The sequence below is a fragment of the Velazquezella soli genome, assembly GCF_977018685.1.
Genome location: NZ_CDRNXF010000002.1, coordinates 126,913 through 151,448, shown reverse-complemented (window position 1 = coordinate 151,448; position 24,536 = coordinate 126,913). Strand labels below are relative to the sequence as shown.

Annotated in this window: 23 protein-coding genes and 3 pseudogenes; 17 read left to right on the top strand and 9 right to left on the bottom strand. The window is 57.0% G+C overall.

Features of this window, described 5'->3' with window-relative positions; genetic code table 11:
- Positions 1-280: 280 nt before the first annotated feature.
- Positions 281-817, bottom strand: a complete 537-nt coding sequence (locus AC0JZ8_RS02495) for a DUF4269 domain-containing protein (RefSeq protein WP_471891621.1) — start codon at positions 815-817, stop codon at positions 281-283.
- A 406-nt stretch (positions 818-1,223) separates the two neighbouring features.
- Positions 1,224-2,192 (bottom strand): SDR family NAD(P)-dependent oxidoreductase, encoded by a 969-nt coding sequence (locus AC0JZ8_RS02490; RefSeq protein ID WP_471891768.1) that lies wholly within the window; start codon positions 2,190-2,192, stop codon positions 1,224-1,226.
- Positions 2,193-2,324: 132 nt separating this feature from the next.
- Between AC0JZ8_RS02490 and AC0JZ8_RS02485 the strand changes: the two genes are divergently transcribed.
- Positions 2,325-2,903, top strand: a complete 579-nt coding sequence (locus tag AC0JZ8_RS02485; protein ID WP_471891620.1) for a TetR/AcrR family transcriptional regulator — start codon at positions 2,325-2,327, stop codon at positions 2,901-2,903.
- A 21-nt stretch (positions 2,904-2,924) separates the two neighbouring features.
- Here AC0JZ8_RS02485 and AC0JZ8_RS02480 read toward each other — a convergent pair whose 3' ends face one another.
- Positions 2,925-3,224: a winged helix-turn-helix transcriptional regulator gene (locus AC0JZ8_RS02480; RefSeq protein ID WP_471891767.1), complete on the bottom strand. Its 300-nt coding sequence runs from the start codon at positions 3,222-3,224 to the stop codon at positions 2,925-2,927.
- 138 nt (positions 3,225-3,362) lie between these two features.
- Between AC0JZ8_RS02480 and AC0JZ8_RS02475 the strand changes: the two genes are divergently transcribed.
- The 7 genes and pseudogenes from AC0JZ8_RS02475 (at position 3,363) to AC0JZ8_RS02445 (ending at position 8,120) form a co-directional block, all read left to right on the top strand.
- Positions 3,363-4,112, top strand: a complete 750-nt coding sequence (locus AC0JZ8_RS02475; protein WP_471891619.1) for an SDR family NAD(P)-dependent oxidoreductase — start codon at positions 3,363-3,365, stop codon at positions 4,110-4,112.
- Between the two features lie 78 nt (positions 4,113-4,190).
- Positions 4,191-4,616, top strand: coding sequence for an ester cyclase (locus tag AC0JZ8_RS02470; RefSeq protein WP_471891618.1), 426 nt, complete (start codon positions 4,191-4,193; stop codon positions 4,614-4,616).
- A 60-nt stretch (positions 4,617-4,676) separates the two neighbouring features.
- Positions 4,677-5,060, top strand: coding sequence for a nuclear transport factor 2 family protein (locus AC0JZ8_RS02465; protein ID WP_471891766.1), 384 nt, complete (start codon positions 4,677-4,679; stop codon positions 5,058-5,060).
- A 114-nt stretch (positions 5,061-5,174) separates the two neighbouring features.
- Positions 5,175-5,753 carry a hypothetical protein gene (locus tag AC0JZ8_RS02460; protein WP_471891617.1) on the top strand — a complete coding sequence of 193 codons (579 nt, stop codon included), beginning with the start codon at positions 5,175-5,177 and terminating at the stop codon, positions 5,751-5,753.
- Between the two features lie 96 nt (positions 5,754-5,849).
- Positions 5,850-6,743 (top strand): helix-turn-helix domain-containing protein, encoded by an 894-nt coding sequence (locus AC0JZ8_RS02455; protein ID WP_471891765.1) that lies wholly within the window; start codon positions 5,850-5,852, stop codon positions 6,741-6,743.
- 147 nt (positions 6,744-6,890) lie between these two features.
- The gene (locus AC0JZ8_RS02450; RefSeq protein WP_471891764.1) at positions 6,891-7,640 is read left to right on the top strand and encodes an SDR family oxidoreductase; all 750 of its coding nucleotides are present in this window, start codon (positions 6,891-6,893) and stop codon (positions 7,638-7,640) included.
- Positions 7,641-7,695: 55 nt separating this feature from the next.
- Positions 7,696-8,120: pseudogene (locus tag AC0JZ8_RS02445) on the top strand (flavin reductase family protein).
- Between the two features lie 103 nt (positions 8,121-8,223).
- On the opposite strand, the gene AC0JZ8_RS02440 reads toward AC0JZ8_RS02445, so the two are convergent.
- Positions 8,224-9,129: a LysR family transcriptional regulator gene (locus AC0JZ8_RS02440; protein WP_471891616.1), complete on the bottom strand. Its 906-nt coding sequence runs from the start codon at positions 9,127-9,129 to the stop codon at positions 8,224-8,226.
- A gap of 121 nt (positions 9,130-9,250) precedes the next feature.
- Between AC0JZ8_RS02440 and AC0JZ8_RS02435 the strand changes: the two genes are divergently transcribed.
- The 3 genes from AC0JZ8_RS02435 (at position 9,251) to AC0JZ8_RS02425 (ending at position 11,487) form a co-directional block, all read left to right on the top strand.
- Complete coding sequence (locus tag AC0JZ8_RS02435; protein ID WP_471891615.1) at positions 9,251-9,874, top strand: pyridoxamine 5'-phosphate oxidase family protein; 624 nt, start codon at positions 9,251-9,253, stop codon at positions 9,872-9,874.
- 48 nt (positions 9,875-9,922) lie between these two features.
- A complete protein-coding gene (locus AC0JZ8_RS02430) occupies positions 9,923-10,558 on the top strand; it encodes a glutathione S-transferase family protein (RefSeq protein WP_471891614.1) in 636 nt (211 codons plus the stop codon).
- A gap of 71 nt (positions 10,559-10,629) precedes the next feature.
- Positions 10,630-11,487, top strand: coding sequence for an alpha/beta fold hydrolase (locus tag AC0JZ8_RS02425; RefSeq protein ID WP_471891613.1), 858 nt, complete (start codon positions 10,630-10,632; stop codon positions 11,485-11,487).
- Positions 11,488-11,602: 115 nt separating this feature from the next.
- Here the strand turns inward: AC0JZ8_RS02425 and AC0JZ8_RS02420 are convergent, their stop codons facing one another.
- Positions 11,603-12,499, bottom strand: a complete 897-nt coding sequence (locus AC0JZ8_RS02420) for a LysR family transcriptional regulator (RefSeq protein WP_471891612.1) — start codon at positions 12,497-12,499, stop codon at positions 11,603-11,605.
- A 120-nt stretch (positions 12,500-12,619) separates the two neighbouring features.
- Here AC0JZ8_RS02420 and AC0JZ8_RS02415 point away from each other — a divergent pair, with 120 nt between their 5' ends.
- On the top strand, positions 12,620-13,525 hold the full coding sequence (locus AC0JZ8_RS02415; RefSeq protein WP_471891611.1) for an arginase family protein: 906 nt from the start codon (positions 12,620-12,622) through the stop codon (positions 13,523-13,525).
- 112 nt (positions 13,526-13,637) lie between these two features.
- On the opposite strand, the gene AC0JZ8_RS02410 is transcribed toward AC0JZ8_RS02415, so the two are convergent.
- From AC0JZ8_RS02410 to AC0JZ8_RS02400, 3 genes are all read right to left on the bottom strand, one after another.
- The gene (locus AC0JZ8_RS02410; RefSeq protein ID WP_471891610.1) at positions 13,638-14,024 is read right to left on the bottom strand and encodes a hypothetical protein; all 387 of its coding nucleotides are present in this window, start codon (positions 14,022-14,024) and stop codon (positions 13,638-13,640) included.
- 23 nt (positions 14,025-14,047) lie between these two features.
- Complete coding sequence (locus tag AC0JZ8_RS02405; RefSeq protein ID WP_471891609.1) at positions 14,048-16,117, bottom strand: prolyl oligopeptidase family serine peptidase; 2,070 nt, start codon at positions 16,115-16,117, stop codon at positions 14,048-14,050.
- Positions 16,118-16,200: 83 nt separating this feature from the next.
- Positions 16,201-16,863, bottom strand: coding sequence for a TetR/AcrR family transcriptional regulator (locus AC0JZ8_RS02400; protein ID WP_471891608.1), 663 nt, complete (start codon positions 16,861-16,863; stop codon positions 16,201-16,203).
- Positions 16,864-17,112: 249 nt separating this feature from the next.
- Here AC0JZ8_RS02400 and AC0JZ8_RS02395 point away from each other — a divergent pair, with 249 nt between their 5' ends.
- The 4 genes and pseudogenes from AC0JZ8_RS02395 to AC0JZ8_RS02380 form a co-directional block, all read left to right on the top strand.
- Positions 17,113-17,832 (top strand): L,D-transpeptidase, encoded by a 720-nt coding sequence (locus AC0JZ8_RS02395; RefSeq protein WP_471891607.1) that lies wholly within the window; start codon positions 17,113-17,115, stop codon positions 17,830-17,832.
- An 18-nt stretch (positions 17,833-17,850) separates the two neighbouring features.
- Entirely contained in the window at positions 17,851-18,897 is a 1,047-nt protein-coding gene (locus AC0JZ8_RS02390) for a LysR family transcriptional regulator (RefSeq protein WP_471891606.1), read from the top strand.
- 602 nt (positions 18,898-19,499) lie between these two features.
- Positions 19,500-21,047 (top strand): annotated as a pseudogene (metG, locus tag AC0JZ8_RS02385) (methionine--tRNA ligase).
- Between the two features lie 198 nt (positions 21,048-21,245).
- Positions 21,246-21,377 (top strand): annotated as a pseudogene (locus AC0JZ8_RS02380) (IS3 family transposase); the annotation flags it as partial.
- Positions 21,378-21,399: 22 nt separating this feature from the next.
- Here the strand turns inward: AC0JZ8_RS02380 and AC0JZ8_RS02375 are convergent.
- Positions 21,400-22,245 (bottom strand): helix-turn-helix domain-containing protein, encoded by an 846-nt coding sequence (locus AC0JZ8_RS02375; RefSeq protein WP_471891605.1) that lies wholly within the window; start codon positions 22,243-22,245, stop codon positions 21,400-21,402.
- Positions 22,246-22,937: 692 nt separating this feature from the next.
- On the opposite strand from AC0JZ8_RS02375, the gene AC0JZ8_RS02370 reads away from it, so the two are divergent.
- Entirely contained in the window at positions 22,938-24,038 is a 1,101-nt protein-coding gene (locus tag AC0JZ8_RS02370; RefSeq protein WP_471891604.1) for a LacI family transcriptional regulator, read from the top strand.
- The last annotated feature ends 498 nt before the right edge of the window (positions 24,039-24,536 follow it).

Here is a 24,536-nt window from a genome sequence, read left to right as displayed (position 1 = left end):
ATCGGAAAACCAGTCCTGACTTCTGTCGGTGAGGCAGGCATGGAGAGGCAACTAGCACACTTTTTGGAAGCTAAAAGTGTTGATTGAACTTGGAGCGGGGGCCATTATTCCCTCTGAAAACTGTCCTGTGCGAGCTATCACAGGATGCTGTTAGTCAGGATGCAGGACGTGCTGCTTCACTGCTCGTTTTGAGCGATCATTGATGTCTGGCCTGCGATCGCTTCTGCATCGCGCGCCGGACGGCACGTCTTGCGGACATCAATTCTGTCCTACCTTTGGCTTAAGCTGGCGCGTTAAAGCCCGCGTTCTGCAAAAGCCCTGCCATGGCCTGGTCGGACCAGCCGATGAGTGACAGCATGCCGGAATAGGGGTCACCCGACTGGTTCAGAACCGACCAGAAAGCCGGCTCTGTTTTAAGACCGGCATGACGGAGTTCCATCACCTTCGCCCTGAACGATGGCCCACCAAGCGCGAGCAGTCGATGTTCGACCAAAAAATGCTGCCATCCGGGTTGGCGCTCGACAGGTTCGGCACTGCCGAAAATCTCGAAATCCCAAGTATGGGCCGTAAAACGGGCGACGACCGGCCTACCATCGGAGGCCCACTGCCATACATGAAATCCTGTCTGATCTGAATACAGCGCCCACAATGTCTCTACGAAATGGTCGATACTGACGCTATGACACAGAATGTCGATATCGCTTTTGGCCGTGTGAAGTCCAAGAGGCGGCGTCCCGGCAACGTGGGGGTCGAAGTGGGTAAGGTCTTTAAGGATATTCAGTGCGTCGATCGCGCCGAGATAGCTGGGTCGGGTCATTGTGTTGGCTTATCGGAGGATAGCATAAACAAACTTTCGAATATACATCCCCATTCAACGCCTATCACGCTCATCAGCGAAACTGGTCTCAGTGATGTTTCATATGGCGCGACAGTCCCCTGTGCGAGGTCTCTATTGGCGCCAACGTAGCTCTTCAGTAAACCTTGAAGTGGGTCAACGAACCTGTGCCGGGAGGCAGTCCTTGGTCGGCATAGGTTGTTGCTTTGCCTGCTGGATTGTTCGGTGGCACACTTTTCCGCACGTGGTTTTCCCTGAAATCAGGACAGGATCTGCTCATGGTGCAAGATTCCGCAATATCTTAGCGTCCCGGTCAGCGACTTAAAGATCACTCTCGCCTTGGATAATCAAAAAATCGCTAGGAGACGAAGCTAACTGGACTGAACGCTCAGAAGCGTTCTCCAACCATTTCTTCACTTCTGTGCCAAAGCGCCTCGGCCCGCTGCGTATCTACAGCGTAGGCGTAAAGGCCTTCTTCTACAGCATCAAGGGGCCCGTCGACAATGGTAGCTACGTGGCAGTTTTCGCAGTAATGGCCACCGACGTCGCCCGCGTTGGCGACAAACCCAGCCCAAACAGACGTTGCTGCGCCTTGCGGAATGCTCTTAAGACGAAAGAGCGGTTTTCCGGCTTTCGAACGATCCGCATTCATGGTCTCCACCATCTTGTCGATGCCTGTGGAGTCCACGTGACGTGAAAGCTCGGTTTTGATCACCCCCGGATGTACGGAAGTCGCTCGGATACCTATCGATCGGTAACGTCGGTCAAATTCGACACCAAACAAAATACATGCTGTCTTGGATCTTCCATAAGAAATGAATGGGTCATAGGCGGTATGTTCGTAATTGAGGTCATCGAGATCGATGTCTGAAAACCGATGGGCTGCCGAGGCGACATTCACGACCCTTCCCCCAGAAGCAATCAAGGAGACAATGCGGTTCGTCAAAACAAAATGGCCGAGATGATTTGTCCCGAACTGGGTCTCAAAACCATCAGATGTTCGGCCGAAGGGCGGATGAGCGACACCCGCGTTGTTGATGACCACATCGAACAACCTGCCGTCTTCCACCAGTGCATCGGTTCCAGCTCGTATGCTCGATAAGGATGCAAGATCCAGATCGAGTAGCTCGATCGAACCGCCATTTCGCGCGTCCCTGGCAGCTTGCGCTATCGCTGCTCTCGCCTTGTTGAGATTGCGAGCAGTGCCGACCACCTCAGCGCCGTGTGAAGCAAGAGCGCGGGCGGTCTCAAGGCCAAGGCCAGCCGAAACGCCGGTCAGAAGGACTCTTTTCCCGCTTAGATCGGCACCTTCAAGAACGTCATCTGTGGTGGAGATGTCGTTAAATATTTTGTCCATTTTCTGCGCCATCCTGGTTGATCGTGTCGCGCATCTAATTGCCGCACGCTGTCATTCCCGATAATATAACAATAGGAGCATCACTCCGCTTATATAAGGAGTGATGCTCCTCTTAGCAAGAAGGAAACGCTGTTGGAAGACTCGCCACCCCCTGCAATGCGTAAAACTCGCTCAGACGGGCAGCGAAACCGGGCGCTCATACTGGAGGCGGCTAACCGAATCCTTTCTGAAAAAGGAGTTGCTGCCAGTCTCGATGAAATCGCTCAGGCCGCGGGAGTAGGAAATGGAACGCTTTATCGCCATTTTCCAAATAGAGCCGCGTTGGTGGAAGCCGTGTGCCGTGAAGACACCCGCGAGCTGGTCGAAGCCGCCTCATTTTTTGCTGAAACACTCGCCCCGTTGGAGGCACTTAGGTCATGGATGACAGCTTTTGTGGATTATATCGCCACCAAGCAAATCGTTGCGGAGGCTGTCAGTGCATTGGTGTCACCATCCTATGCGATAGCGGGCTCATCAGGAGCAGATGTCAGGGCCGCGTTAACCGATTTATTTGAGAGCGCTGTGGCCGCAAAGTGCGTCCGTCCTGATTTTGATCCGCTTGATTTGATGCGCGCCGTTGCAGGAGTGGCCGCGATTGCCTCTCATGGAGACTGGGAGTGCAATGCCAGGAAGCTAGTATCTGTACTTATCGCGGGGTTGCGCACTACGTAAACTCGAGGACGACACCAATTCCTAAATGGGCGGGTTCCCAGCCATGACTCGTGTCACCTCTAATCTGTTTTGGGTGCCCCAGTAGCATAGCGGCATAAGAGCTTGCACAAGCGTCATTCCGAAAGGAGTTACTGTATAGTCTACCCTCGGTGGCACTTCCTTATAATCATGCCGAACGAGCACGCCGACCGTTTGGAGATCCCGTAGCTGCTGGATCAGCACTTTCTCGCTAATACCGCCCATCAATCGCTTGAGGTCTCCAAACCGTCTGGGACCATGCTGCAGATGGTACAAAATCATAGGCTTCCACTTTCCCCCCATCACCGCAAGCGCGACATCAAGGCCACATTCTGCACTATCCGTCACCAAAGCACTACCTCCTAGTTACCTAAAGGTAGGTACTATACAAGATGTTAGCTTCGATTACAATTCGAACTTCTGCAACGATTGGAGCTGGAAATGGGCAAACTTGAGGGAAAGGTCGCGGTCATAACAGGGGCGAACAGCGGAATCGGCCTGGCGAGCGCCAAGTGCTTTGCGCAAGAGGGCGCTCGCGTGTTCATGACGGGCAGGAGGCAGGCGGAATTGGAAAGGGCAGTGGCGGAGGTCGGTCACGGCGCACGAGGTGTCCAAGGCGATGTTTCAAGTATGTCGGACCTGGACCGGCTCTACGAGATCGTTCGCAACGAAGCTGATAAAATCGACGTCTTGTTCGCAAATGCTGGCGGCGGCGAATTCGCGGCGTTGTCAGAAATTACGGAGGAGCAATACGAACGCACCTTCGCAACGAACGTCAAGGGAACACTGTTTACTGTTCAGAAGGCTTTGCCTCTTCTCGTAGACGGTGCCTCGATAATCGTGACCGGCTCCACCGCCGCAACCACAGGCTCACCAGCCTTTAGTGTCTACGGCGCCAGCAAAGCAGCGATCCGAGGCTTCGCCCGCAACTGGATCTTGGACCTTGCGCCCCGACGCATCCGCGTGAACGTACTCGTTCCTGGTGCGACCTCAACGCCGGGTTTGCACGCTCTAAATTCGAGTGAAGAAGCAAAGCGCGCTTTCGTTGCGGCAATGGAGGCCCAAATCCCACTAGGTCGAATGGGCAGAACCGAAGAAACGGCAGCGGCGGCGTTGTTTCTGGCCTCCGAAGACAGCAGTTTCGTCAACGGCAGCGAACTCTTTGCCGACGGCGGACAGGCACAGATCTAGAATAGCTCCGGCCAGCACTTCGAACATCGACGACGGATCATCAACTATCCTACCTATTTAACGCTCAAAGGAATTAGAATGAGCCACATCGAGACGATTATCCGCAAACTCTACTCCGTTGCTGAGGGCGACGCCTTGGACATGGAGACATTCGTCAGCAGTTTTTCCAGCGATGGATACATGACCGACATTCCCGCCGAGGTAACGCTTCGAGGCAAGGACATCGGTGCCTATCTAGCTGCCCTAACGGCTGCCTTTCCCGATATACACCGCGAACTGTTCGACATGCACTTCGCGGGGAACGTTGCCGTTGTCGAACTTGCCATACGTGGCACGCATACAGGTGAACTAGCGCTTCCCTCCGGGACCATTGCTCCAACAGGTAGAATAATAGATGTGCCGTGCTGCGATGTTTTTCACGTCGAAGACGGGAAAGTCACCTCTTTTCACTGCTACAACGCGGCATCCATTATGCAGACGCAGCTTGGCATCGTCAGTGGTTGAGGTGCTTTCTGAACCCTGCGGAAAAAACCGGAGGAGGGCTGCTTTTTGCACGCGGAGAAGATAGGCGATTCCGAACGGAACAAGGCGAATGTCATCGCTTTTTACAATTTGATGTTCAACGATTGCCAGCCGCGCGAGGCGGTGGAGCGGTATATCGGCGACGAATACATTCAGCATAACCCCCATGTTGAAAGCGGCAGGGCAGGGTTTGTTGCCTACTTCGAGCGAATGGCACGCGAGTTTCCTGGCAAGCAGGTGGAGATTAAACGCGCCGTGGCCGAGGGTGACTTGGTTGTCATCCATTGCTGTCAGACCTGGCCAGGAAGCGATGACTATGCTGCGATCGACATCTTTCGGTGTGATCGCTCCGGTAAAATCGTTGAGCACTGGGACGTACTCCAGATCCTTCCCAAGGTTTTTGCGAATTCAAACGGTATGTTTTAAAGGGCAACTCGGATTGCCTTCGTAAGCCGGTTCGCGAGGTTTCTCAGACAAGCGTAAGAGCCCTCTGTCTCTGATATCCACCCGGATCGACTGAACCTGATTGAGGAACAAAAGATGGCAGACAAAGCGACAGATTCGAGTGCGGCCGAAGGTCTTCAGATCCAGCATGAGCTGGAAAGTGCCATTTCGGCTGCAGTCGAGAAAGCAAGAAGAGACGCTGCGGCCCATCCTTATCTGGGTCACCCAACAAGGCGCAGACGGGATGATTACTATGCCGACGTGGCGATACATCATCTGTTCCTAATTGCGTGCGGTGCTGACGTTGCGACCCAAAGAGGTGGCGACGTAAGAAAGGCGTCAAAGTTACTGCGTGTAGGCGGGACCATCGCTCGAGGTTGGAAGTCAGACGACAACAACTCCCAAAGCGTTGTGCTGCCGCCTGATTCTGGTTTTTCCGAAGACGATGTGAAAAACCGGGAAGAGCTGCGTCGTTCAGCGGGAGGGCTCGTCCGTAGCACCATCGTGAAAGCGCTCGTAGATCACGCCAGCAAAGGAGACCCGGAGTTCCGGTCTCGTGTAAACCTCGCCATTGAGGCGCGGATTCCGAAAGATGACTCGGGATCCAAACAGTCCGAAATGTTCTCCGAGTTTGTCCGAACCTCTACCAGAAATTTGCTCGGTAAAACGCTGTGAAGTTCGCTTAGCGAAGCAAGATAAAGGTCAGATATGGTCGTCAACGAAAATCATATCGCCGAGGTAAAATCAGAAGGGGATGGAAGTATTTGTAAAATGTCCGAACGGACTTCCGCGCTTGGGCTCGAACAGTATATTGCCGGCCGCAGACTCTTCAGTGGCGATAGCCCAGCCTGGAAGGATCTGTTTGTGCAGGTCCACTCTCGTCTGAAAAGCCAGGAACGGTTTCTTGTCCCCGCTGTTGCCGAACCTCTCATCGTCTGGGTCATCTCCGGTGAGGCGGTGGTGGAAGAACGCGAACTTGACGGCGACTGGGTTGCAAACACCGTCACCGTCGGGGATTTCTTTCTAACTCACTCGCCCACGCCTTATGAAATGCGCTGGCGCGCGATCGGTGATGTACCGTTCCAAGTGATGCATCTCTATCTATCGGTAGCCGAAATCCAACGTGTTGCCGGCGACGTTCTGGGCAGCGTTGCGCCTTTCTCGCTACGCGACGTTTCCGGCGGGAGGGACGACCAGCTATCGCATCTCCTCGCTCTCATTCATCAGGAGTTGATCGCGGAGGGAGAGGGAAGCCAGCTGTTCGTCGAAGGGCTTGCCCAGAGCCTCACTGTGCACTTGATCCGGAATTATGTCGCGGATGAAACTGCCCACGACCGGCGGAACGCACTTCCTGGCTTCAAGCTTCGTCGGGCCATTTCCCATCTCGGAGAAAATCTGGCCGAGCCATTCAAACTCGCCCAGCTCGCCGCAACAGTGGGCATGAGCGAGTTTCATTTTAGCCGTCTGTTCAAGAAGGCGACAGGTCTTTCGCCGTCGCGCTACTTTATCCGTCAGCGCATAGCACAGGCGCAGCTTCTATTGCAGGAGACGGATACAAGCATCATCGAGATCGGCATGTCGGTGGGCTATTCGAGCCCAAGCCACTTTGCTCAAGTTTTCCGTCGTGAGACTGGTTTGCCGCCGAGCCAATACCGGCGAGGTTGAATTTTCGGCCTGCTGTGATTTCGAGCAAGATCGCGACAGGTTGAGCAAGGCCGCGAGAGAAGGGCACCGATCGACGGCGTAACTTCCCTTTTGTCAGAACGCAACGTCCACCTTGGTGGTGGGCTGCAAGACAAAGGAGTGAATACATTGACCAACCTCAACGGAAAGGTTGCACTGATCACCGGTGCATCGAGTGGAATCGGCGCGGCGACTGCTGTTAAGCTGGCTGAGACCGGCGCAAAGGTCGGTATCGCTGCACGCCGCACCGAAAAACTCGAAGAGCTAAGAAGGCAAATCGAATCCAGGGGCGGGCGAGCTCTCGTGATCGAGATGGACGTGGTCGATAAGATCTCAGTCGAAGCGGGCGTCGACAAGCTTGTCCAGGCTTTTGGCTCGATCGACATTCTCGTCAATAATGCCGGTCTTATGCCGCTCTCCGACATCGATCAGTTCAAAGTCGACGAGTGGCATCGGATGGTGGACGTAAACGTGACGGGCCTGCTCAATACGACAGCCGCCGTCCTGCCCCATATGATCAAGCAGCATTCCGGCCACGTCTTCAACATGTCCTCGATCGCTGGTCGCAAGGTCTTCAGGGGTTTAGCGGTATACTGCGCCACGAAACATGCGGTTTCTGCGTTCTCCGACGGACTGCGAATGGAGGTTGGCCCAAAGCATGGGATTCGCGTCACCTGCATCCAGCCAGGCGCCGTCGCGACCGAGCTCTACGACCACATCACCGATCCGGGCTATCGCAAGCAGATGGATGAGCTATCCGGCCAGATGACATTCCTTCAGGGTGAAGACATCGGCGATACGATCGTCTTCGCAGCGCAGGCCCCGGCTCACGTAGACGTGGCAGAGCTGTTCGTCCTGCCAGTAGAACAGGGTTGGTAACCGAGCTGCAGCGAAAGGTCGTTGCTTCACGCAGACTGTCTCGAGGGAGATCAACATGAGGGAATTACTCGCATCTCAGGCCTATCGCATGAAGGAGCCAGGCCCAATCGGCAAGCCCAACGTAATGACGAGGGGCTTGCATATGATGATCCAGCACGACCCGCCGCTCATTGGCTGCGTGATCGGGCCTTGGGATCACAGTTATCAGGCTCTCCGAAAAACTAAAGGTTGTGTGATTGCGGTGCCCGGCGCAGATCTTGCAGAAACCGTTGTAGACGTCGGAAACTGCTCTGGGGAGGCAATCGATAAATTCGATAGGTTCGGGCTCAAGACGCTACCTGCAAAGAGTGTGTCAGCACCTCTCCTCAGAGCCGCAAGGAACGTCGAATGATGCATCACCAGGATGATGGTACATTTACCGTCGATGGCGCGACGCTTGACCTCAAAGATCGTATGGTCAAATGGCGCCACCTTCCATGAGAGGCGCCAAAGTTCACGACGGGCAGGCGATTGTCCGAATCCGTGAGCGCTTGTGTTGGTTCGTCTCGAAGACATTTACTTCTGTTCTTGGATAGAAGTTTACTCAGGTTTCACCGATAGCCACCAGCGAGGCACGTAGCCGATCGCTCGCGAAATCGAGGAACCTGCGGATTTTTTGGGGAAGTTGTGGCAGCGGCGCATGGAGGATATGCACAGGCGCCGGATCTCCCTCGAATGCCTCGAGTATTCGACGCAGGCGGCCGGCCCTAAGGGCGCCGGCCGCCTGATAGTGCAACAAACGCACAAAGCCAAGGTCTGCCTCTGCGGCATCGACCGCCGCGCCGGCACTGGAAACAAGAAGTCGTTGTCGACCGGGAGGCAAGTCGGCTTTCGCCGCCCTCGATTTTGCAGCCGTTGCCGCCAAGGGCATGCTGAGCCTTATCGACGGTAGCAGCGCCAGATCGTCGGGGTGTCGAACCGCGGGATAGCGCTCGAGAAATGCGGGGCTGGCGACGATCACGGTCCGCATACTGCCGAGCCGGGTACCAATCAGACTGCTGTCCGGCAGCCAGCCAATCCGGACCGCGAGGTCCGCGGCGCCTGCGGCCAGATCGACATTGCCGTCGGCGAGTTGCAGATCAATGTTGATGCCTTCGTGAAGCTTCAGGAAGTCGCTGACAATCGGCAGGACGTGGAGGCGACCGAACGCACGAGGCGCGCTCAGAACCAGCCGTCCGGTCGGCTCCACGAATTCGCCCGCCGCTTCCCGCTCGACCTCGCTCACATGCGCTATGATCTGGCGTGCGCCAACGAGGTATCGCTGTCCGGCGTCGGTCAGCGACAGTTTCCGGGTCGATCGGATCAGGAGGACGGTACCAAGGTGTTGTTCGAGCTGTCCGACCTTGCGCGTGAGTGTCGCTAAAGGCACGCCGCGTTTCTTCGCGGCAGCCGAGAAGCTACCCGCATCCAGCGTGTCGATCAGCAGCGACATGGCCTCCAGTCGATCCATCGATTTCCCCAATTTCCGAGCAGATGCTATCCAGTATCGGCGGATTATGCATCCCTCAGAAGCCGAATATAACGTCATATCAGTTGTATGCCTTAATGAGGCTCGGCAATAGGAGACGGCAATGGCCTATGGGTTCTTGAATGTGGCGGTCACGCCAGCGGTGCGTGACGTCCAGCAAAAACTCGGAGTGGCGCATATGTGGGAGAATTTTCGGGGTGACCGCGAGTTCGACCGCTTTACCGATCAGGAAGCGGGCTTCATTGCCGATCGCGACAGTTTTTACATCGCAACAACTTCAGAGACCGGGTGGCCGTATATCCAGCATCGCGGCGGAGCAAAAGGCTTCCTGAAAGTGCAAGACGACCGGACTCTCGCGTTTGCCGACTATCGCGGAAATTTCCAGTATATCAGCACGGGAAATCTTTCGGCGAACGACAAGGCATGTCTATTCCTGATGGACTATCCGCGCAGGACCCGGCTGAAGATTTATGTCCAGGCGGAGACGGTGCCTCTCGACGCGGACGCGGCTTTGACGACCGCGGTTCTGGGAGACGCGCCGGGCAAGGCGGAGCGGATCATCCGGCTGCGACTTCAGAACTTCGACTGGAACTGCCCCCAGTATATCGTCCCTCGCTACACCGAGGCACAGATCGAAGAAAGTCTGCGACCAATCAGGGACCGGCTTGCCCTACTTGAGGCGGAGAATAGCGCATTGCGCCAGCAGATCGCAGGTGCGTTCCAGTGATCCGAGCTTCCATTCCCGAACCCTACAAAACTTCAAGGATGACTTAGCATGTTGACCCTTTACTACAGCCCATACGCCTGTTCGATGGCCTCTCATGTCGCATTGGAGGAGGCCGGCGCTGCCTTCGAGGCGAAGAAGGTCAACATCTTCTCCGGCGAGCAGAACAAAGCTGACTTTTTGGCCATCAACCCGCGGGCGAAAGTCCCGGCGCTGCGTTTCGATGACGGTCGCGTGCTCCTAGAAACAACGGCCATCTTGGGATGGGTTGGGACAACCCATCGTCATGGCGACTTGCTCGGCGACGATCCACTGGACAGGGCGCGGACGATTGCGACTTGTGCGTGGCTATCAGGAACGGTGCATCGGACGTTCAAGCAGTTCATTCATCCGGAGCATTATGCCACGGATAGCAGCTCGCATAAGGACCTCAAGGCGCGGGCCAAGGACAGCTATTGGGCTTACCTGCAAGAGATCGACAGCACGTTGGCCGACCGCCCGTGGATGATGGGTGATGAATTTACCCTTGCCGACCCCTATGCCCTGGTCTTCTTTCCCTGGGGTCGCGAGCTCGGATTGCCGATCATGGAACTGGAAAACATCGTTGCCATGAAGAACCGGATGGTCGAACGCCCCGCGGCACGACGCGCGCTGGAACGGGAAAAAAGCGTCCTTTTATCCATCTGAATTCTAAAGACGACGCATGAGGTCCACGGATGGACCGTCGGTCTATGCCTGCCAGCCTAACGGAGAATGACATGACAGTGAGCTACAAAACACAGCAGGTCGGAGAGGTGAACGTATTCTATCGGGAAGCAGGCGCGGGGGATGCTCCGGTTCTGCTTCTTCTGCATGGCTTCCCTACGTCCAGTCACATGTTCCGCGATCTCATTCCGCTGCTTGCCGAAAAGTATCGGGTGATAGCGCCGGATCTTCCGGGATTTGGATATACCCAAGCCCCCGAGCGGGGACGGTTCGACTATACATTCGATAACATGGCCAAAGTCATCGACGGTTTTACACGAGCCTTATCGCTCGATCGTTATGCACTCTACGTGTTCGATTATGGCGCCCCGACCGGTTATCGTCTCGCGGCCGCGCATCCGGAACGGGTCTCTGCGATCATCAGCCAGAACGGCAACGCCTATGTTGAGGGTTTCAGTGACCAGTGGGACGCTTGGCAGGCCTACTGGCGCGACCCCAGCCCCGAGACGCGGGAAGCTTGCCGTTTAACGCTGTCGCCAGACGTGATCGAGAACTGGCAGTATCGTACCGGGACTGATCCCCGTCTGCTCAGCCCCGATGGCTACATGCTCGATATTGCCTTGATGGCGCGGCCGGGGGCGCAAGAAATCCAGCTGGATCTCATTTTGGATTACCGGACCAATCTCGAACGGTATCCTGAATTTCAGGAATACTTTCGTAAGTTTCAACCGGCCTTCCTTGCGGTATGGGGTCGTCATGATCCGGCCTTTGTCCCCGCTGGGGCCGAGGCCTACAAGCGCGATCTGCCGAACGCGCACGTACACCTTCTAGACGCCGGCCACTTCGCGCTCGAAACCCACGCAAGCGAAATCTTCCAGATCATGCGTAGCTTCCTTGGGCAGAATATTTAGCAGGAAGCACGGGATGGCGACGGATCCGTCGCATTGACGTGTTCTGAAAGAGGTACCCGTCAATCTGGAAGGATTGTTTCAGTGGCGATTGCCGATTGCCAAGAGCTCGTAAGAGCTAAAGGCAGATATCTGACGAAAGCAGATCGACAAATTGCCTGACCCTGGAATCAAGAAAGCGTCGGTCGGGATAGATCACGCTGATCTCGACCGTTTCCGTCTGGATCTCAGGCAGGAGCTGCACGAAACGACCGGACTGTACGTCCTGCGCCAGCAGAAAGCTCGGCATCAGGGCGATACCAAGATTGCGACCGATGGCGTGATGCAAAGCTTCTCCACTATCAAGCCGAAGTCGATTTTTGACCTGCAAAGTAACCCAGTGCCCGCCGTCATCTGCAAAGCGCCACTGCTGCCGTTTTCCCCGACTGCAGAAGGCAAGGCATTGGTGATGTCTCAACTCGTCGAGATTGTTAGGCTGGCCATGCCGCTCGACATAATCGGCAGATGCAACGAGCAGGTAGCGGTCACGAGCAAGGACGCGCGAGATCAGCCGGCTGTCGACAGAGGAACCGCCGAAGCGGATCACCAGGTCGAAACCCTCGTCGACGACATCGACAAGTCGGTCGGTAAAGCTCGCCTCGATCTGCGTCCCGGGCCACTGGGCAAGAAACTTTTCGATCAACGGCATCAGGATGCGCAGACCGAACGCATGTGGCGCAGATATACGCAGCACGCCGCGGGGCACGCCCGTCGGGCTGACGACACTTGCTTCTGCCTGATCGACGGCATCGATGACCCGTAGTCCATGTGAATGAAACGACCGACCCTCATCCGTCAGGCTAAGTGCGCGTGTCGTCCGGTTCAGCAAGCGCACGCCCAGCCTGTCTTCTAGGCGTGATACGGCCTTGCCTGCCGCCGATCGTGTGAGGCCCGAGACCCTGGCACCGGCGGCAAAGCTGCCGGCATCGGCAACGGCCATGAATACAGCGATATCGTTGAGGTTTGCACCTACCATGGAGCCTCACGTACGGGAAGGATCTTGCCTTCAGTGTATCCAAAACGTCCCAAATAAGCCATGGTACGCGATTTTCTCGACACCATATCAGACGGGATGTGTTTTAACTGGAGTTGATTTATGCAAAACGAGAAAACCCTTCGTCTACTCTTTCCACAATGGCAGGGTGGCGGCGATCCGTCCTACATGTTCGGCTCGAAACTGTTGGCCTGGCTCGCCCCCGAGGCGGACGGACCTGTCGAGGAAGTCACGATCGCAGAGCCGGACGGTCAACCCTTGCCGGTCAGTGACGGAGTTCTGGCGCGGGATGCCGTGGTGAGCCAGTTTCAAGACGCCCGCCGACGCATCGATCGTCATCAGCCGGACCGGATTGTCGTGTTCGGCGGAGACTGTGGCGTCGACCTGGCACCCTTCGCCTATCTGAACGAGCGATATGGTGGAGACCTCGCCGTGCTCTGGATCGATGCGCACAGCGACCTGTTTTCGCCAAAGGTTTTTCCGAACTCCCATGCGCATGTGCTCGGCAGTCTGATGGGGCAGGGCGATGCGGAATTTCTCTCAGCCGTGAAGACGCCGGTCAAACCTGGCAATGCGATGGTTGCGGGTTGGCGCAAGCTCCCGGATCAGTATTCGGAACTGCAGAAATTCGAGGACGAGCTTGCCGATCGCCTGCAGATCCAGCGCGTAGGGCCTGAGGAACTGGCGACCGACAGCGCGCCCGTCCTTGCCTGGCTGCGCGCAACCGGCGCCAAGCACGTCGCGGTGCATTTTGACCTCGATGTCTTGGACGCGAGCCTGTTCCGGTCGCTGACGTTTTCGAAACCGGGCGCGCCCGCGCAAACCGAGGACGACATTCAGGCCGGCCGGATGACGCTCGCTCAGGTCGTCAGACTGCTGTCGGATGTCGCAAGCCAGGCCGATGTCGTTGGCTTGGGTATTACCGAATACATGCCATGGGATGCGATTGCGCTGCGTGATGCGCTATCGAAACTGCCTCTGGTCGGTCAAACCCAGCGTCAGTCGTGAGAAACGTCTGCGGCGGCTGGTCAGTGCCGCCGCAGACATCCAGCCATCTGTCGCTGCGGTGCGGACAAAACACCGAGCCGGATCGCGCGAGACGCAACCGATACAACGGTTGCTACTCTCCCTCCGGCGGGAATGACGGGACCGCAGGCTCTACCGCAGGAGCCGGATGGACCGGGCCCGTGTCGGCACCCCAGTAATGCCGGGCTATGTTCTGGCTGTTGCGGATCACCGCGATGGCAAGTTTCGGGTCGCCACCCTGCATGGTCTGCGGATCCGCACCGCACATGATGCAAAACATCCTCTGGTGCAGGACAGCGGCGAAATATTCGAGGGGTGGCGGTGTCGCCTCGAGCGTGTTTTCGTGAAACCCGGCGATGGCCGCCCGTTCGGCATCCCTCAGTGCCGCCATGACTTTTTCCACCATCGCCGCTTCGGCCTGCATCAGGATGTCGTTGAGCTGTTTCTCTGGCCCGGTCGGTATGGGGCAAGCATCCGTCATGGTTCATCTCCCATCAAGGTGCATCATCGGATCGGGCGGATTTCGAGCCCGGCCCACTTCGCGGCGAAGGCCCACATGTCGGCGTGCTGTGCGACAACCTTGTCCATCGGCATGCCCGCACCGTGTCCGGCCCGGGTTTCAATCCGCACGAGATGCGGGTTCGGTCCAAGCTCTGCGGCTTGCAGCGCCGCCACGTATTTGAAAGTGTGCGCCGGGACGACGCGGTCGTCCGCATCGGCCGTTGTGGCAAGGATCGCCGGGTAGTTCTGGCCCGGCTTGATGCCATGATAGGGCGAGTACCGCATCAGGTTGCGGAAATGCACTTCCTCTGCAGGGCTGCCGAATTCGCCGCGCCACAGAATGCCGCCCGTGAACTTGTCGTAACGCAGCATGTCCATCACGCCAACCCCGGGAAGGGCGACGTCGAAGAGGTCCGGCCGCTGGTTGGTCACGGCGCCGACCAGCAGGCCGCCACCGGACTCACCCTGGATGGCGAGGCCGTCCGGCGTGGTGATGGCGGCCTGCTTCAGGAACGCGCCGGCGGCAATGAAATCGTCGAAGGCATTCTGCTTGTTCTCCCGCTTGCCGGCGCGATGCCATGCACGGCCATACTCGCCCCCGCCGCGAATGTTGGCGACGGCCAGCACGCCACCCTGTTCCACCCAGGCCAGTTGCAGCGGGTTGTAATAGGGAATCTGGCTGATGCCGAAACCTCCATAGCCGTACAGCAAGGTCGGGGCGGCGGAGGTCGAATCCTTGCGGCGCATGATGAAGATCGGCACTTCGGTGCCGTCTTTCGAGCGGTAGAATCGTTGCTCGACGACGAAACGCTCCAGATCGACCGGCACGTGCGGTTTGGCCCAGGGCGTGACCCTTTCCGTGCCGACATCGTAGCGATAGATCGCGGTCGGCGCGTCGAAGCTGGTGAAGACGAAGAAAGCTTCGTCCTCCTGGCTGTCTCCGCGCAGGCCGCCGGCGGAGCCTATGCCGGGCAGGGCAACGATGCCGTCTTGCTCGCCGTCCAGCGTGAAGCGTCGGATTTCAGTCTTGGCATCCACGAGATAGGCAATCAGCAGCCGGCCGCCGAGAATGGCGGCGTCGTTGAGCACGGCGTTGTCCTGCGCTTCCGCGAGGATCTCGACAGGATGCGGCTCGGCCTGCGCCAGATCAAGCGACACCAGCCGGCGGCGCTCGGCACCGTGTGTCGTGATCACCACCAGCCTGGTTTCATCCTCGCCGATGACGGTCCACTCGGATTCCAGATCGGCAATGATGGTGCGTGGCGTCCAGTCTCTTGCATCGAGGTCCACGACGGTGAGCGCATTTTCGTTCGAGCCCGGCGTCGAAATAATGTGCAGGTAGCGTCCGTTGACGACCCGGTCGGCCATGTGCAGCAGGTGCGGGCGATCCGGAGTGGCGTAGATGAGCCGGTCGTCGCGCTGCGGCATACCCAGCTGATGGAAATAGACGGCCTGGTTGGCGACGCCGGCGACGGCCGCCTTGCCAGCCTCGGGTTCGGGAAACTGGGAATAGAAAAAGCCGGAACCGTCGGGGGCCCAAGCAATCTTGGTAAAACGCGCCCACTGGACCTCGTCGTCCAGAACATTGCCGGTCTCGACGTCCAGCACCTTGAGCTTGCGCCAGTCCTCGCCGCCGGTCTGAATGCCGAACACGATCAGTTTGCCGTCATCGGACACCTGCCATTCGGCCAGTGCGTCGGCGCCATCATTCGACCAGGCATTGGGGTCGATCAACAGACGGTTTTCGCCGTCCACATGATCGCGCATGTAGAGCGACGGCTGGTTCACGGGTCCTTCGTGGAGGGTGTAGAAATAATGGCTACCGCGTTTCAAAGGAGCGGTGTAGCGGTCGTAATCGAGCAACTCGCCCATGCGTTTGCGAAACACGTCGCGGCCGGGCAACGTTTCCAGGCAGGCACGCGTCAGGTCGTTTTGCGCCTTGATCCAGGTAACAACGTTCGCGTCCTGGGAGGCGCTGTTTTCCAGCCAACGATAGGGATCGACGATCGTCTGGTCGAAATGTTCCTCGACGACGTCGATGCGCTCTGTGCGCGGATAATCGATGTCGGACATAGTGTTCTCCAATACAGGTGAGGCCGATGCAGACCAGACATCGAAAGGGTTCGGATGCCATAACGGCATGGGCCGGTTTCAGGTCAGCGGGTCTTGCTATTAAGGGGAAGAGCCGTGCGAATGCCGAAAGGGTTCGGCTCGACGGGGTCACAAAAATTCAGGTTGCTGACGGCGCGGATCGCCTCTGCCATCCGGGCAACGACCTCCGCGGTCGTAAAACTCTGGCCGTGGCGGATAGCGGCGAGACTGATCGTCTCGTCGATCGTGCGCACCGCGCCCATGGTGGCGACGGCGCAGAGCCTGACGTCGAAGTCGTTACGCGAGCGGTCGAGCCGGTCGGCGATGATCTCGGCCAGCGCATCCTCGCCGTCATGATAGGACAACAGCCAGATAGAGCGGAGATCGGGTTCGTCCGGCACCATCGCGATCAAGCGAACAATCAATATTGCATCGGCAAGCTCCTCCGGCGCGCGTTTTGCAAGGTCGAAGCAGGTCGCCAGATGCGTTTCCAATGAAATGTTGCGCGGCCAGCTTCGCGTCTGTTCGGCGAAATTTGCCCATGACCGGCTGAACAGGGGCGCAACGCAGCTTTCCTTGTTGCGGAAGTAGCGCCAGACGGTGCGCTCCGAGATGCCGGCCTCCCTGGCGATTTCGCCGCCCGCTGTCGCAGCAACACCGCGTTCGATGAACAGCCGCGCCGCAGATCGGGCAACGGCGAGCTGTGCAGCTTTAGAACGGTCCGACATGATCACTCCTGTTGTCATTAATTGGCACTGATAATGGCAGTTAATGACAATTTTGTGGTTACGGTTCCGATCGAGGTTGAGGGTGTAGTGAATGAAGAAAACTCGCGGCGCGCAGGTCAGGCGTCCCTCGCATAACCATCGGTTATGGTGCCCATTACCCCATCAGCCATAGACGCCATTGCGTCGCTCTGCTGTTCTGGCGCGAAAAGAGTGCCGTCCTGGCGCTCGTCAAACAACAGCGAAGTGCAGATGCAATCAGACACCAAGACATTGTCTCGCCGAGCGCTCCTGATCGGCTCGGCGGCCACCGCCCTCTCGGGATGCGCTACCAGCAGCCCAGCGGTTGTCCAGCCTGTGGCCGGAACGCCGGTGGAGCAGCCCGGTATCTTGAGCGCCGTCGATGCCGAACTGGAGGCACGATATGCCGCGTTCGAGGATGGCGGCCATCTGGTCCCCGCCATTCCCTACCGGCAGATGGATCCAAAATATTACCGGCAGCGGGTTGCCGATCCGACCGGCGAGACAGCAGGAACGGTGGTCGTCGATACGCCGGGACGTTTTCTCTATCTCGTCGAGGAGGGCGGCACGGCGATGCGCTATGGCGTCGGTATCGGCCGCCAGGGTTTTGCCTGGCAAGGCGAAGGCACCATACACTGGCGGCAGCACTGGCCGCGATGGAAGCCGCCAGCCGAGATGATTGCCCGCCAGCCGGAACTGGACCGGTATTCCGTCGCCAATGGCGGCATGGATCCGGGTGTCATGAACCCGCTCGGTGCGCGTGCGCTGTACATTTTCCAGAACCGGCAGGATACGCTCTACCGCCTGCATGGCAGCCCCGAATGGCAGTCGATCGGCAAGAACGTCTCGTCGGGATGCGTCCGCCTCGTTAATCACGACATCATCGATCTCTATGAGCGCGTTCCCTATCACGCTCGCATCGTCGTGCATCAGGAACCGACGTTCGGCTAAATGCGCCGGGACCGGTGGTTGCCGCTCAAAAAGTCACATTGGCGGTTATCATGGCTCAAGCCACCCTTCGACCAACAGCGGGAGTTCCTTGTGGATATTGCAGCCGCCCTGAGAGCTTTTGTGCGCACCGTTGAGCGCGGGTCGGTGACTGCCGCCGCGCGTGATCTCAAGATCACTCAGCCGGGTGTCACGAAGCACCTACGAAATCTCGAGAGGCATGTCGGTGCGCGCCTGCTCGAACGTTCGTCGCGGATCGTCAGGCCGACCTCGCAGGGGCAGGCGCTTTACGATGCAAGCCGCGAAGCGCTGCTTGCCATCGATGCCGCGCTCGAGGGTGCAAAGCGTGATCTCGGCAAGGTGGAAGGCCACCTACGGATGCATGCGCCGTCCTGCATCGGTACAAAGCACCTTCATGGAATCGTCATGGCGTTCCAGCGTCTTCACCCGGCTGTCACTGCCGACCTCATTCTCGACAATCGAGACGTAGATCTCGTCTACGAGAATTTCGACGTGGCCATCAAGTATGGTCGACCCGTCAGCCAGGAACTTATCATTCGCCGTCTAGGATCGATCCGCAGAATCCTCGTCGCGGCTCCAAGTTTCCTTGAGCGGCATGGGCCAATCGAATCAATCGAACGCCTGTCTCAAATCAACATGGTCGCCAGTTCCAGATCCATCACTTTGGCCGATACTCTAACACTTCACGACCATACAGGAGGCATGTTTGAAATTCCGATACGGCCGATTATCCGTACAAACAGTGCGGCCGTTATCGGGGCCACCCTGATGGAAGGACACGCAGCAGGGCCAGTTCAGCAACTCATGGTCAACGACGAAATAGCGCAGGGTACACTGTTGCGAATTCTACCGGAATACGAGGTCAAACCAACGGAGGCATTTCTAGCCTATCCGTCTGTCCGGTTTATGAGTTCGCTGGTGCGGACATTCAGCGAGTTTGCGGTAGCAGAACTGCGATTGATAGAGGGTCTTGTCGAAGAGCGGCATCTATTTGCAGATCCTACCGTTGGGTTGCTCAGTCGGTCGCTAAGGGTTGCAGCGGGCTGATATCAAACTGAAACTAGAACGCGAAGGTTGACGTGTCGTAGCTCGTTCAGCCAGAGAGAACTGAGTTCGTCGTGACGACGTTAGATAATGCAACGGCTTGCATCCGTTAAAATGGGAGTTTCAGTTTCGCTTGGACGAAGTTGCTGTCAAAGCCTCTTGCACCGCGAAGCGTCGCTAGAGAAGGAGAATGATCGGCGCAAGGGTAGCGCCACATTTCAAGTTGACTGGATTTCTGACGTCTGCTGGCTTCGGCGGAAATTTGCGTTGTCGGCGCCCTGATCGAGTGACAGTTACAATCCTATCATCGCCAAGTATAACGTTCACACGGTTGTGGGTCACTCGGCCAGTAGGAATAAGGCTGTGCAATGATGTCCGCAAAAGAGGGTAGCGCGGCTTGAAACCCATAAATGCTTGTTATCTGCTTTGGAAGATGATATCTGTTTCCGACATGCATAGTAACCCGATCAACGCTACGATGATGATGCTGCGCTTTTAGCGTGGCGGGTTTCGTGCGTCTTTGTTGCACAACAAACCGCCCTTGAGGCGGTTTTTCTTCGGTAATCCGCCTCCTAGGCTTTTCCAGCTTTCGAGAGGATTCTCCAATGAAAACCCCGTCCATCTACCTCACCACCTCGATACCCTATGTCAATTCCTCACCGCATGTCGGGTTCGCACTCGAGCTCGTACAGGCCGATGCCTATGCTCGCCATTTCCGGCTCCTTGGCAAGGATGTTCGGTTTCAGTGTGGGACCGATGACAACAGCCTTAAAAACGTGCGAGCGGCAGAAGCCGTCGGGCGGCCTGTTGCAGATTTTGTCGCTGCCAACGGCGAAAGCTTCGACCGGCTCGGCAGACAGCTCGACATCTCCAACGATGAGTTCGTTCGCACGTCGTGCGATCCAAGACACGTCGCTTGCGTTCACTCCCTCTGGAATTCCTGCGCCGCCAGTGGCGATCTTTATCGCAAGGCTTACGAAGGCTTCTATTGCGTAGGCTGCGAGCAGTTTTACGAACCATCGGAACTCCATGACGGGAAATGCCCCGAGCATAACGTGGCTCTTGAACTCATTCGGGAAGAAAACTGGTTCTTCCGCCTTTCCCGATACGGCGACGGAATCCTTGACCTGATTGAAACGGAAAAGCTTCAGGTTACGCCTGCGCATAGACGCAACGAAATCATCGCTTTGCTCCGGCGCGGACTGACGGATATCAGCGTGTCGCGCAGCGCAGACCGAGCGCGTGGATGGGGCGTGCCGGTTCCCGGCAGCGACGAGGTCGTCTACGTCTGGTTTGATGCGCTCGCCAATTACTTGACCGGTCTCGGGCACGGATCTGACGATTTAATCTATCAGCGCTACTGGGCCGGTGATGGCGAACGCCTGCATTTCGTCGGAAAGGGCATCTCGAAATTCCATGCCATCTATTGGCCGGCAATTTTGCTATCCGCCGGTCTGCCCCTGCCCTCATCCATTTTCGTACACGGCTATCTGACGGTCGACGACAGGAAAATCGGCAAGTCGGCCGGAAACGGAATTTCCCCGGATCGCCTCGTCGAGACGTACGGCACACCGGATGCCCTCAGATACTATTTGCTTCGGCACATACGCTCTGCAGATGACGGCGACTTTTCCGAAGAACGACTGGAGGCCGCATGGTCGGGGGAACTTGGCGGACAACTGGGAAACTTGGCGAACCGAGTGCTAACACTTCTGAGAAATGCTTTCAACGGGGTCGCACCTCAAGTCCCGGACAGTGCGCTGGTGCGACAAGCGTCAGGACTTTACGAAAGAGTTCATCAGGCTTTCGACAATTATGAGCTTCATGTGGGCCTTGCCGAGATTTTTGGCTAACTGGGCGAGGCGAACAGGGAATTCACAAGGCAGGCTCCCTGGGCGGATGCGAAAGCACTGCTCGGCCACCTTAGAACAGACGAGCGGGCCGCGATCTTGCGTCGCCTTGGGGCCACATTGGCGGAGCAGGTCCACGGGCTTGCTATCGTAGCGCGTTGCCTACTGCCGTTCCTGCCGAGAGCGGCGGCCGAATTGCACGTCAAACTTGGCCTGCTCGCGCCAGCGAGATACGACGCCCCCTTGGCGGTATCAGGCGGCAGAACGTTGCTCGGCACCGTTCTGTTTCCGCAACGGGCTTAGCTCTCTTTCGCGTGTCAAAGCGATGGTGTTGTGAGCTACTTGCTCATGGGGATGGCTGATACGGGGCCGGAAGCAGACAGGCAGGTTTCACACGGTATTTCTGAAATGCTGCCGTTCTGCAGGCAACTAATTTGCACCGTTGCCGCCAGGTGCCCTGAGGGCAACAACGCAGCTAGTGTCCGTCAACGTGCCATTCGTATGGTGCTGGATCACGAAGCCGAGCATCCATCCCGCTGGGCTACCGTTTCATCTATTGCGGCCAAGATCGGCTGCTCGCCAGCCACGCTGCATGAATGGGTGAAGAAGACCGAGGTCGACAGCGGTAAACGATGGCATAATGGCATAAGCTACGTCACAGGGGGTGCAGAGCAAATCTGCGCACCCGATTTTGAACTGCACGCCGATACTCAGAAGGGCTTATTTGCCGATGTCTCAAAAACAGCCGTGCCAGCACTTGATTGGAGGAATAACCAACCTCTAAGGCGATTTCTGTGACAGGCAGATTTGTAGTTTCAAGCAACTCACAGGCTTTCTCCAATCTAAGCCGCGTCAGGTGCACCCGCGGCGATGCTCCAATGCTTTGTTTGAACATGCGGGCGAAATGAAAGGGCGACAGATGCGCTTCGGCTGCCAGATCCTCCAGGCCGATATCCTCCGAGAGACGTGACCGCATCAATTCCAGACAACGCCGCTCTGCCCGAGGTGAAAGGCCGCCTTTTACGGGCGTGAACGGAGTTCCGCCTAATCTGCAGAGTTCGGCAAGTATCTCGCAGCCCGCCGCCCGCGCCAGCAGTCGCGACGGCGCGCCCTCTTCGTCACATAGTGCCCAAAGTTTCCGTAGCATCGCCCTGATCATCGGCGAGTAAAAGACTTTCCCGTAGATGCAGGAAGCGTCGATCGAGAACCGGCCATCGGCGGCCTCGTCGAGCACGCTCTGCCACTGCGCCACAGGAAACGACAGGCTACGAAGCCGATGGCGTTCGTCATTGATTACCCTGGTCGCAAAATTCGGCGCAGCAAGAGCGAGTGTGCCTTTCCCGGTCATAGTATCGAATCGACCGCCCCCTAAGTCACCCCTGACGCGACTGCAGCCAAGAATGTCTTCCATTAGCACGATGTCTGGCAGAGCTGGGCGGGACATGTCTCCGGCCGGGCGGTGGACCTCAATCAGGTTGAGAACTCCGCCTGTCGATTTCATCGAGCGCACGTGGGACGAATGCGGCCCCGTGCTGTACCACTGCACGAATGATCTATGACCTTGAACGTTCATTGGCGTCCGTCAGGAGTCGTGAACAAGCACCACAGGCGCCCAAAGTTAAGCTGGATGGCAAGCGATCCGGAGATACGACTGTGCCGGCCGAACGGATTATATGAGAAGCTACCGTCACAAACTCCTCTGGCGACTGCGTGCCATTGACCCGTGCGTCTAGGGAGAATGTGAAGCTGATAGCTCACTTTCATAACGGGCGACCTTGCGAAACTAGGTAAGGCGACGACGGCATTTATGCCCTTTGGAATTTAAGTGCTGCCCCTCAGAGGGGTCGACACGGGCGTGTCCGACTATGTCCTGAAAGAACGTGGCGTCCGGCAGCGCTTGACGATGTGTACTCCAAGTCGGCCGAAAAATCTCAAACGGCTCAGTGACGCCACCCGGCCACGCCCTCGTATGTCGGAAGGGCTCCCTCAGACCCGTTTCCGATGAGATTGTGTCACTGCAAACAGACCTGTTGTATCGTTTCATAGAATAGTTGTATCGATACAACTTCTCATCGTCAAGGATCGTGGTGGGTCCCTTCTGCTTGGTTGAGGCTGTTCTTTAGCCAGAGAAAGGCTTGATCAAGCGTTGCTCGCTCGAAAACATAAGCTATTTCGGATTTGACGGTGAATGCGATGAGAATTGTTAGTAAGGTGCAAAGGGCAGCCAAAAAACAAACCAAGATACGGATGCTTTCATTGGAACTACGTGGTAAGAAACCAACGCTTAAAACTATTGCAACCGCCTTGGGTATCGGCGTTACAACGGTCTCGCGCGCCCTGCAAGACGACGAGAAAATCGCCATCGCCACGCGCGAGTCCGTCCATGAGATGGCGCGAACGCTTCGCTACCATCCAAGCCGAGCCGGTCTTCGACTGCGGACCGGAAAGACTAACGTAATCAGCCTGGTCCTCGATACCGACGAGCAAATCGGTAGCTTTGTGTCGCAGATGATTTGCGGGATCAATGAGGGGATAGAAGACACACCGTATCATCTAATGGTCACGCCCTATTCTAAACACAGCGATCCGGTCGCGCCGATCAGACACTTGGTCGAGTCAGAGGCCGTGGACGGCATCATCATCTCCCGGATTGAGCCCGAGGACATGCGGGTGAAGTACATGATCGAGCAAGGTATGCCCTTCGTCACACACGGTCGAACGCAAATGGGTATCGAACATCCGTATTTTGACTTCGACAACTACGCCTTTGCTCGGATCTCCGTTGAATGTCTCGCCGGTCTCGGGCGTAAGCGTATATCGCTCCTTGCTCCGCCCGCTGGCGTCAGTTTTCACGACCACACGCGGCAAGGCTTCAATACGGCGATAGCCGAACTGCGACTGACGGAGGTGCCAATCCATGGCATCTCAAACGATAGCTCGATTGAGCAAATCAGGCTCGCTATCAGAAGCCTGATGCAGCAACGGTCGGCGCCGGATGGGTTGGTCAACAGTTCCGGAGGGGTCAGCGGCACGGGTGGCGCTATCCTGGCAATTCAGGCCGCTCTGAAAGATGTTGGCGCTACCATCGGCCACGACGTCGATATCGTCACAAAGCAACTCTTCGCAAACCTTCCGATATTCGGCGACGAGTTCTACGTCGTGCACGAGGACGTGCGAGAAACGGGCCAGGGGTTGGCCAAAGCGCTGATTGGTTCGATCGCAGGACAGCCTGTCTCGGAACTGCAAACTCTGATTGTTCCGACGAAAGTTTCGCTGCAGTTAACAGCAGACTGATCAATGAAAGTACCGGGGTGAAGTAGCTCTCACTAGTGTTGCCGCCAAATCAAGATGTTGCGGAGATTCGGAAAGCCTCTTCTTTGACGATCGGACGTGAAGGGCAGTGACGAATTTCCTGACGCAAAGAGCGGAAACGCGGCTTGGAACTTTCGGGTGGACTTTCACAAACTCGATGCTGATCTCGTAAGCATTCGGGGAGGACAGGTAGGCCGGCTTGGGCTTACTGCGTCCCGGGTATCCAGTCCCCACAGAAGCACTCGTTCTAACTTGCAGTTGGGTGTTTCCGCGATATTGGCGGGGCCTCGCTGGGCAAGGCTTGGGGTCGAAGTCATTTAAGTTTGTAACTCAGCATTAACATTTCCATGATGGCGGAATGCTCCGTCCACGGTGTATTCGTGTATTCGGCTTCGAGCGATGGCTTTTCTGGAGTTGGTTTAACTGCCCCGGCGCCTGGGTAAGATCGAGGCTTCCTAGGCTCCCGTGGACGGCCGTAGC

Bases quoted from the DNA above. Each gene is read 5' to 3' on its own strand.
- AC0JZ8_RS02370 (WP_471891604.1), top strand. From the start codon at position 22,938: ATGAGAATTGTTAGTAAGGTGCAAAGGGCAGCCAAAAAACAAACCAAG.
- AC0JZ8_RS02470 (WP_471891618.1), top strand. From the start codon at position 4,191: ATGAGCCACATCGAGACGATTATCCGCAAACTCTACTCCGTTGCTGAG.
- AC0JZ8_RS02375 (WP_471891605.1), bottom strand. From the start codon at position 22,245: ATGAAATCGACAGGCGGAGTTCTCAACCTGATTGAGGTCCACCGCCCG.
- AC0JZ8_RS02480 (WP_471891767.1), bottom strand. From the start codon at position 3,224: ATGGGGGGAAAGTGGAAGCCTATGATTTTGTACCATCTGCAGCATGGT.
- AC0JZ8_RS02430 (WP_471891614.1), top strand. From the start codon at position 9,923: ATGTTGACCCTTTACTACAGCCCATACGCCTGTTCGATGGCCTCTCAT.
- AC0JZ8_RS02420 (WP_471891612.1), bottom strand. From the start codon at position 12,499: ATGGTAGGTGCAAACCTCAACGATATCGCTGTATTCATGGCCGTTGCC.
- AC0JZ8_RS02440 (WP_471891616.1), bottom strand. From the start codon at position 9,129: ATGGATCGACTGGAGGCCATGTCGCTGCTGATCGACACGCTGGATGCG.
- AC0JZ8_RS02495 (WP_471891621.1), bottom strand. From the start codon at position 817: ATGACCCGACCCAGCTATCTCGGCGCGATCGACGCACTGAATATCCTT.
- AC0JZ8_RS02475 (WP_471891619.1), top strand. From the start codon at position 3,363: ATGGGCAAACTTGAGGGAAAGGTCGCGGTCATAACAGGGGCGAACAGC.
- AC0JZ8_RS02405 (WP_471891609.1), bottom strand. From the start codon at position 16,117: ATGTCCGACATCGATTATCCGCGCACAGAGCGCATCGACGTCGTCGAG.
- AC0JZ8_RS02490 (WP_471891768.1), bottom strand. From the start codon at position 2,192: ATGGACAAAATATTTAACGACATCTCCACCACAGATGACGTTCTTGAA.
- AC0JZ8_RS02415 (WP_471891611.1), top strand. From the start codon at position 12,620: ATGCAAAACGAGAAAACCCTTCGTCTACTCTTTCCACAATGGCAGGGT.
- AC0JZ8_RS02425 (WP_471891613.1), top strand. From the start codon at position 10,630: ATGACAGTGAGCTACAAAACACAGCAGGTCGGAGAGGTGAACGTATTC.
- AC0JZ8_RS02455 (WP_471891765.1), top strand. From the start codon at position 5,850: ATGTCCGAACGGACTTCCGCGCTTGGGCTCGAACAGTATATTGCCGGC.
- AC0JZ8_RS02435 (WP_471891615.1), top strand. From the start codon at position 9,251: ATGGCCTATGGGTTCTTGAATGTGGCGGTCACGCCAGCGGTGCGTGAC.
- AC0JZ8_RS02410 (WP_471891610.1), bottom strand. From the start codon at position 14,024: ATGACGGATGCTTGCCCCATACCGACCGGGCCAGAGAAACAGCTCAAC.
- AC0JZ8_RS02460 (WP_471891617.1), top strand. From the start codon at position 5,175: ATGGCAGACAAAGCGACAGATTCGAGTGCGGCCGAAGGTCTTCAGATC.
- AC0JZ8_RS02400 (WP_471891608.1), bottom strand. From the start codon at position 16,863: ATGTCGGACCGTTCTAAAGCTGCACAGCTCGCCGTTGCCCGATCTGCG.
- AC0JZ8_RS02395 (WP_471891607.1), top strand. From the start codon at position 17,113: ATGCAATCAGACACCAAGACATTGTCTCGCCGAGCGCTCCTGATCGGC.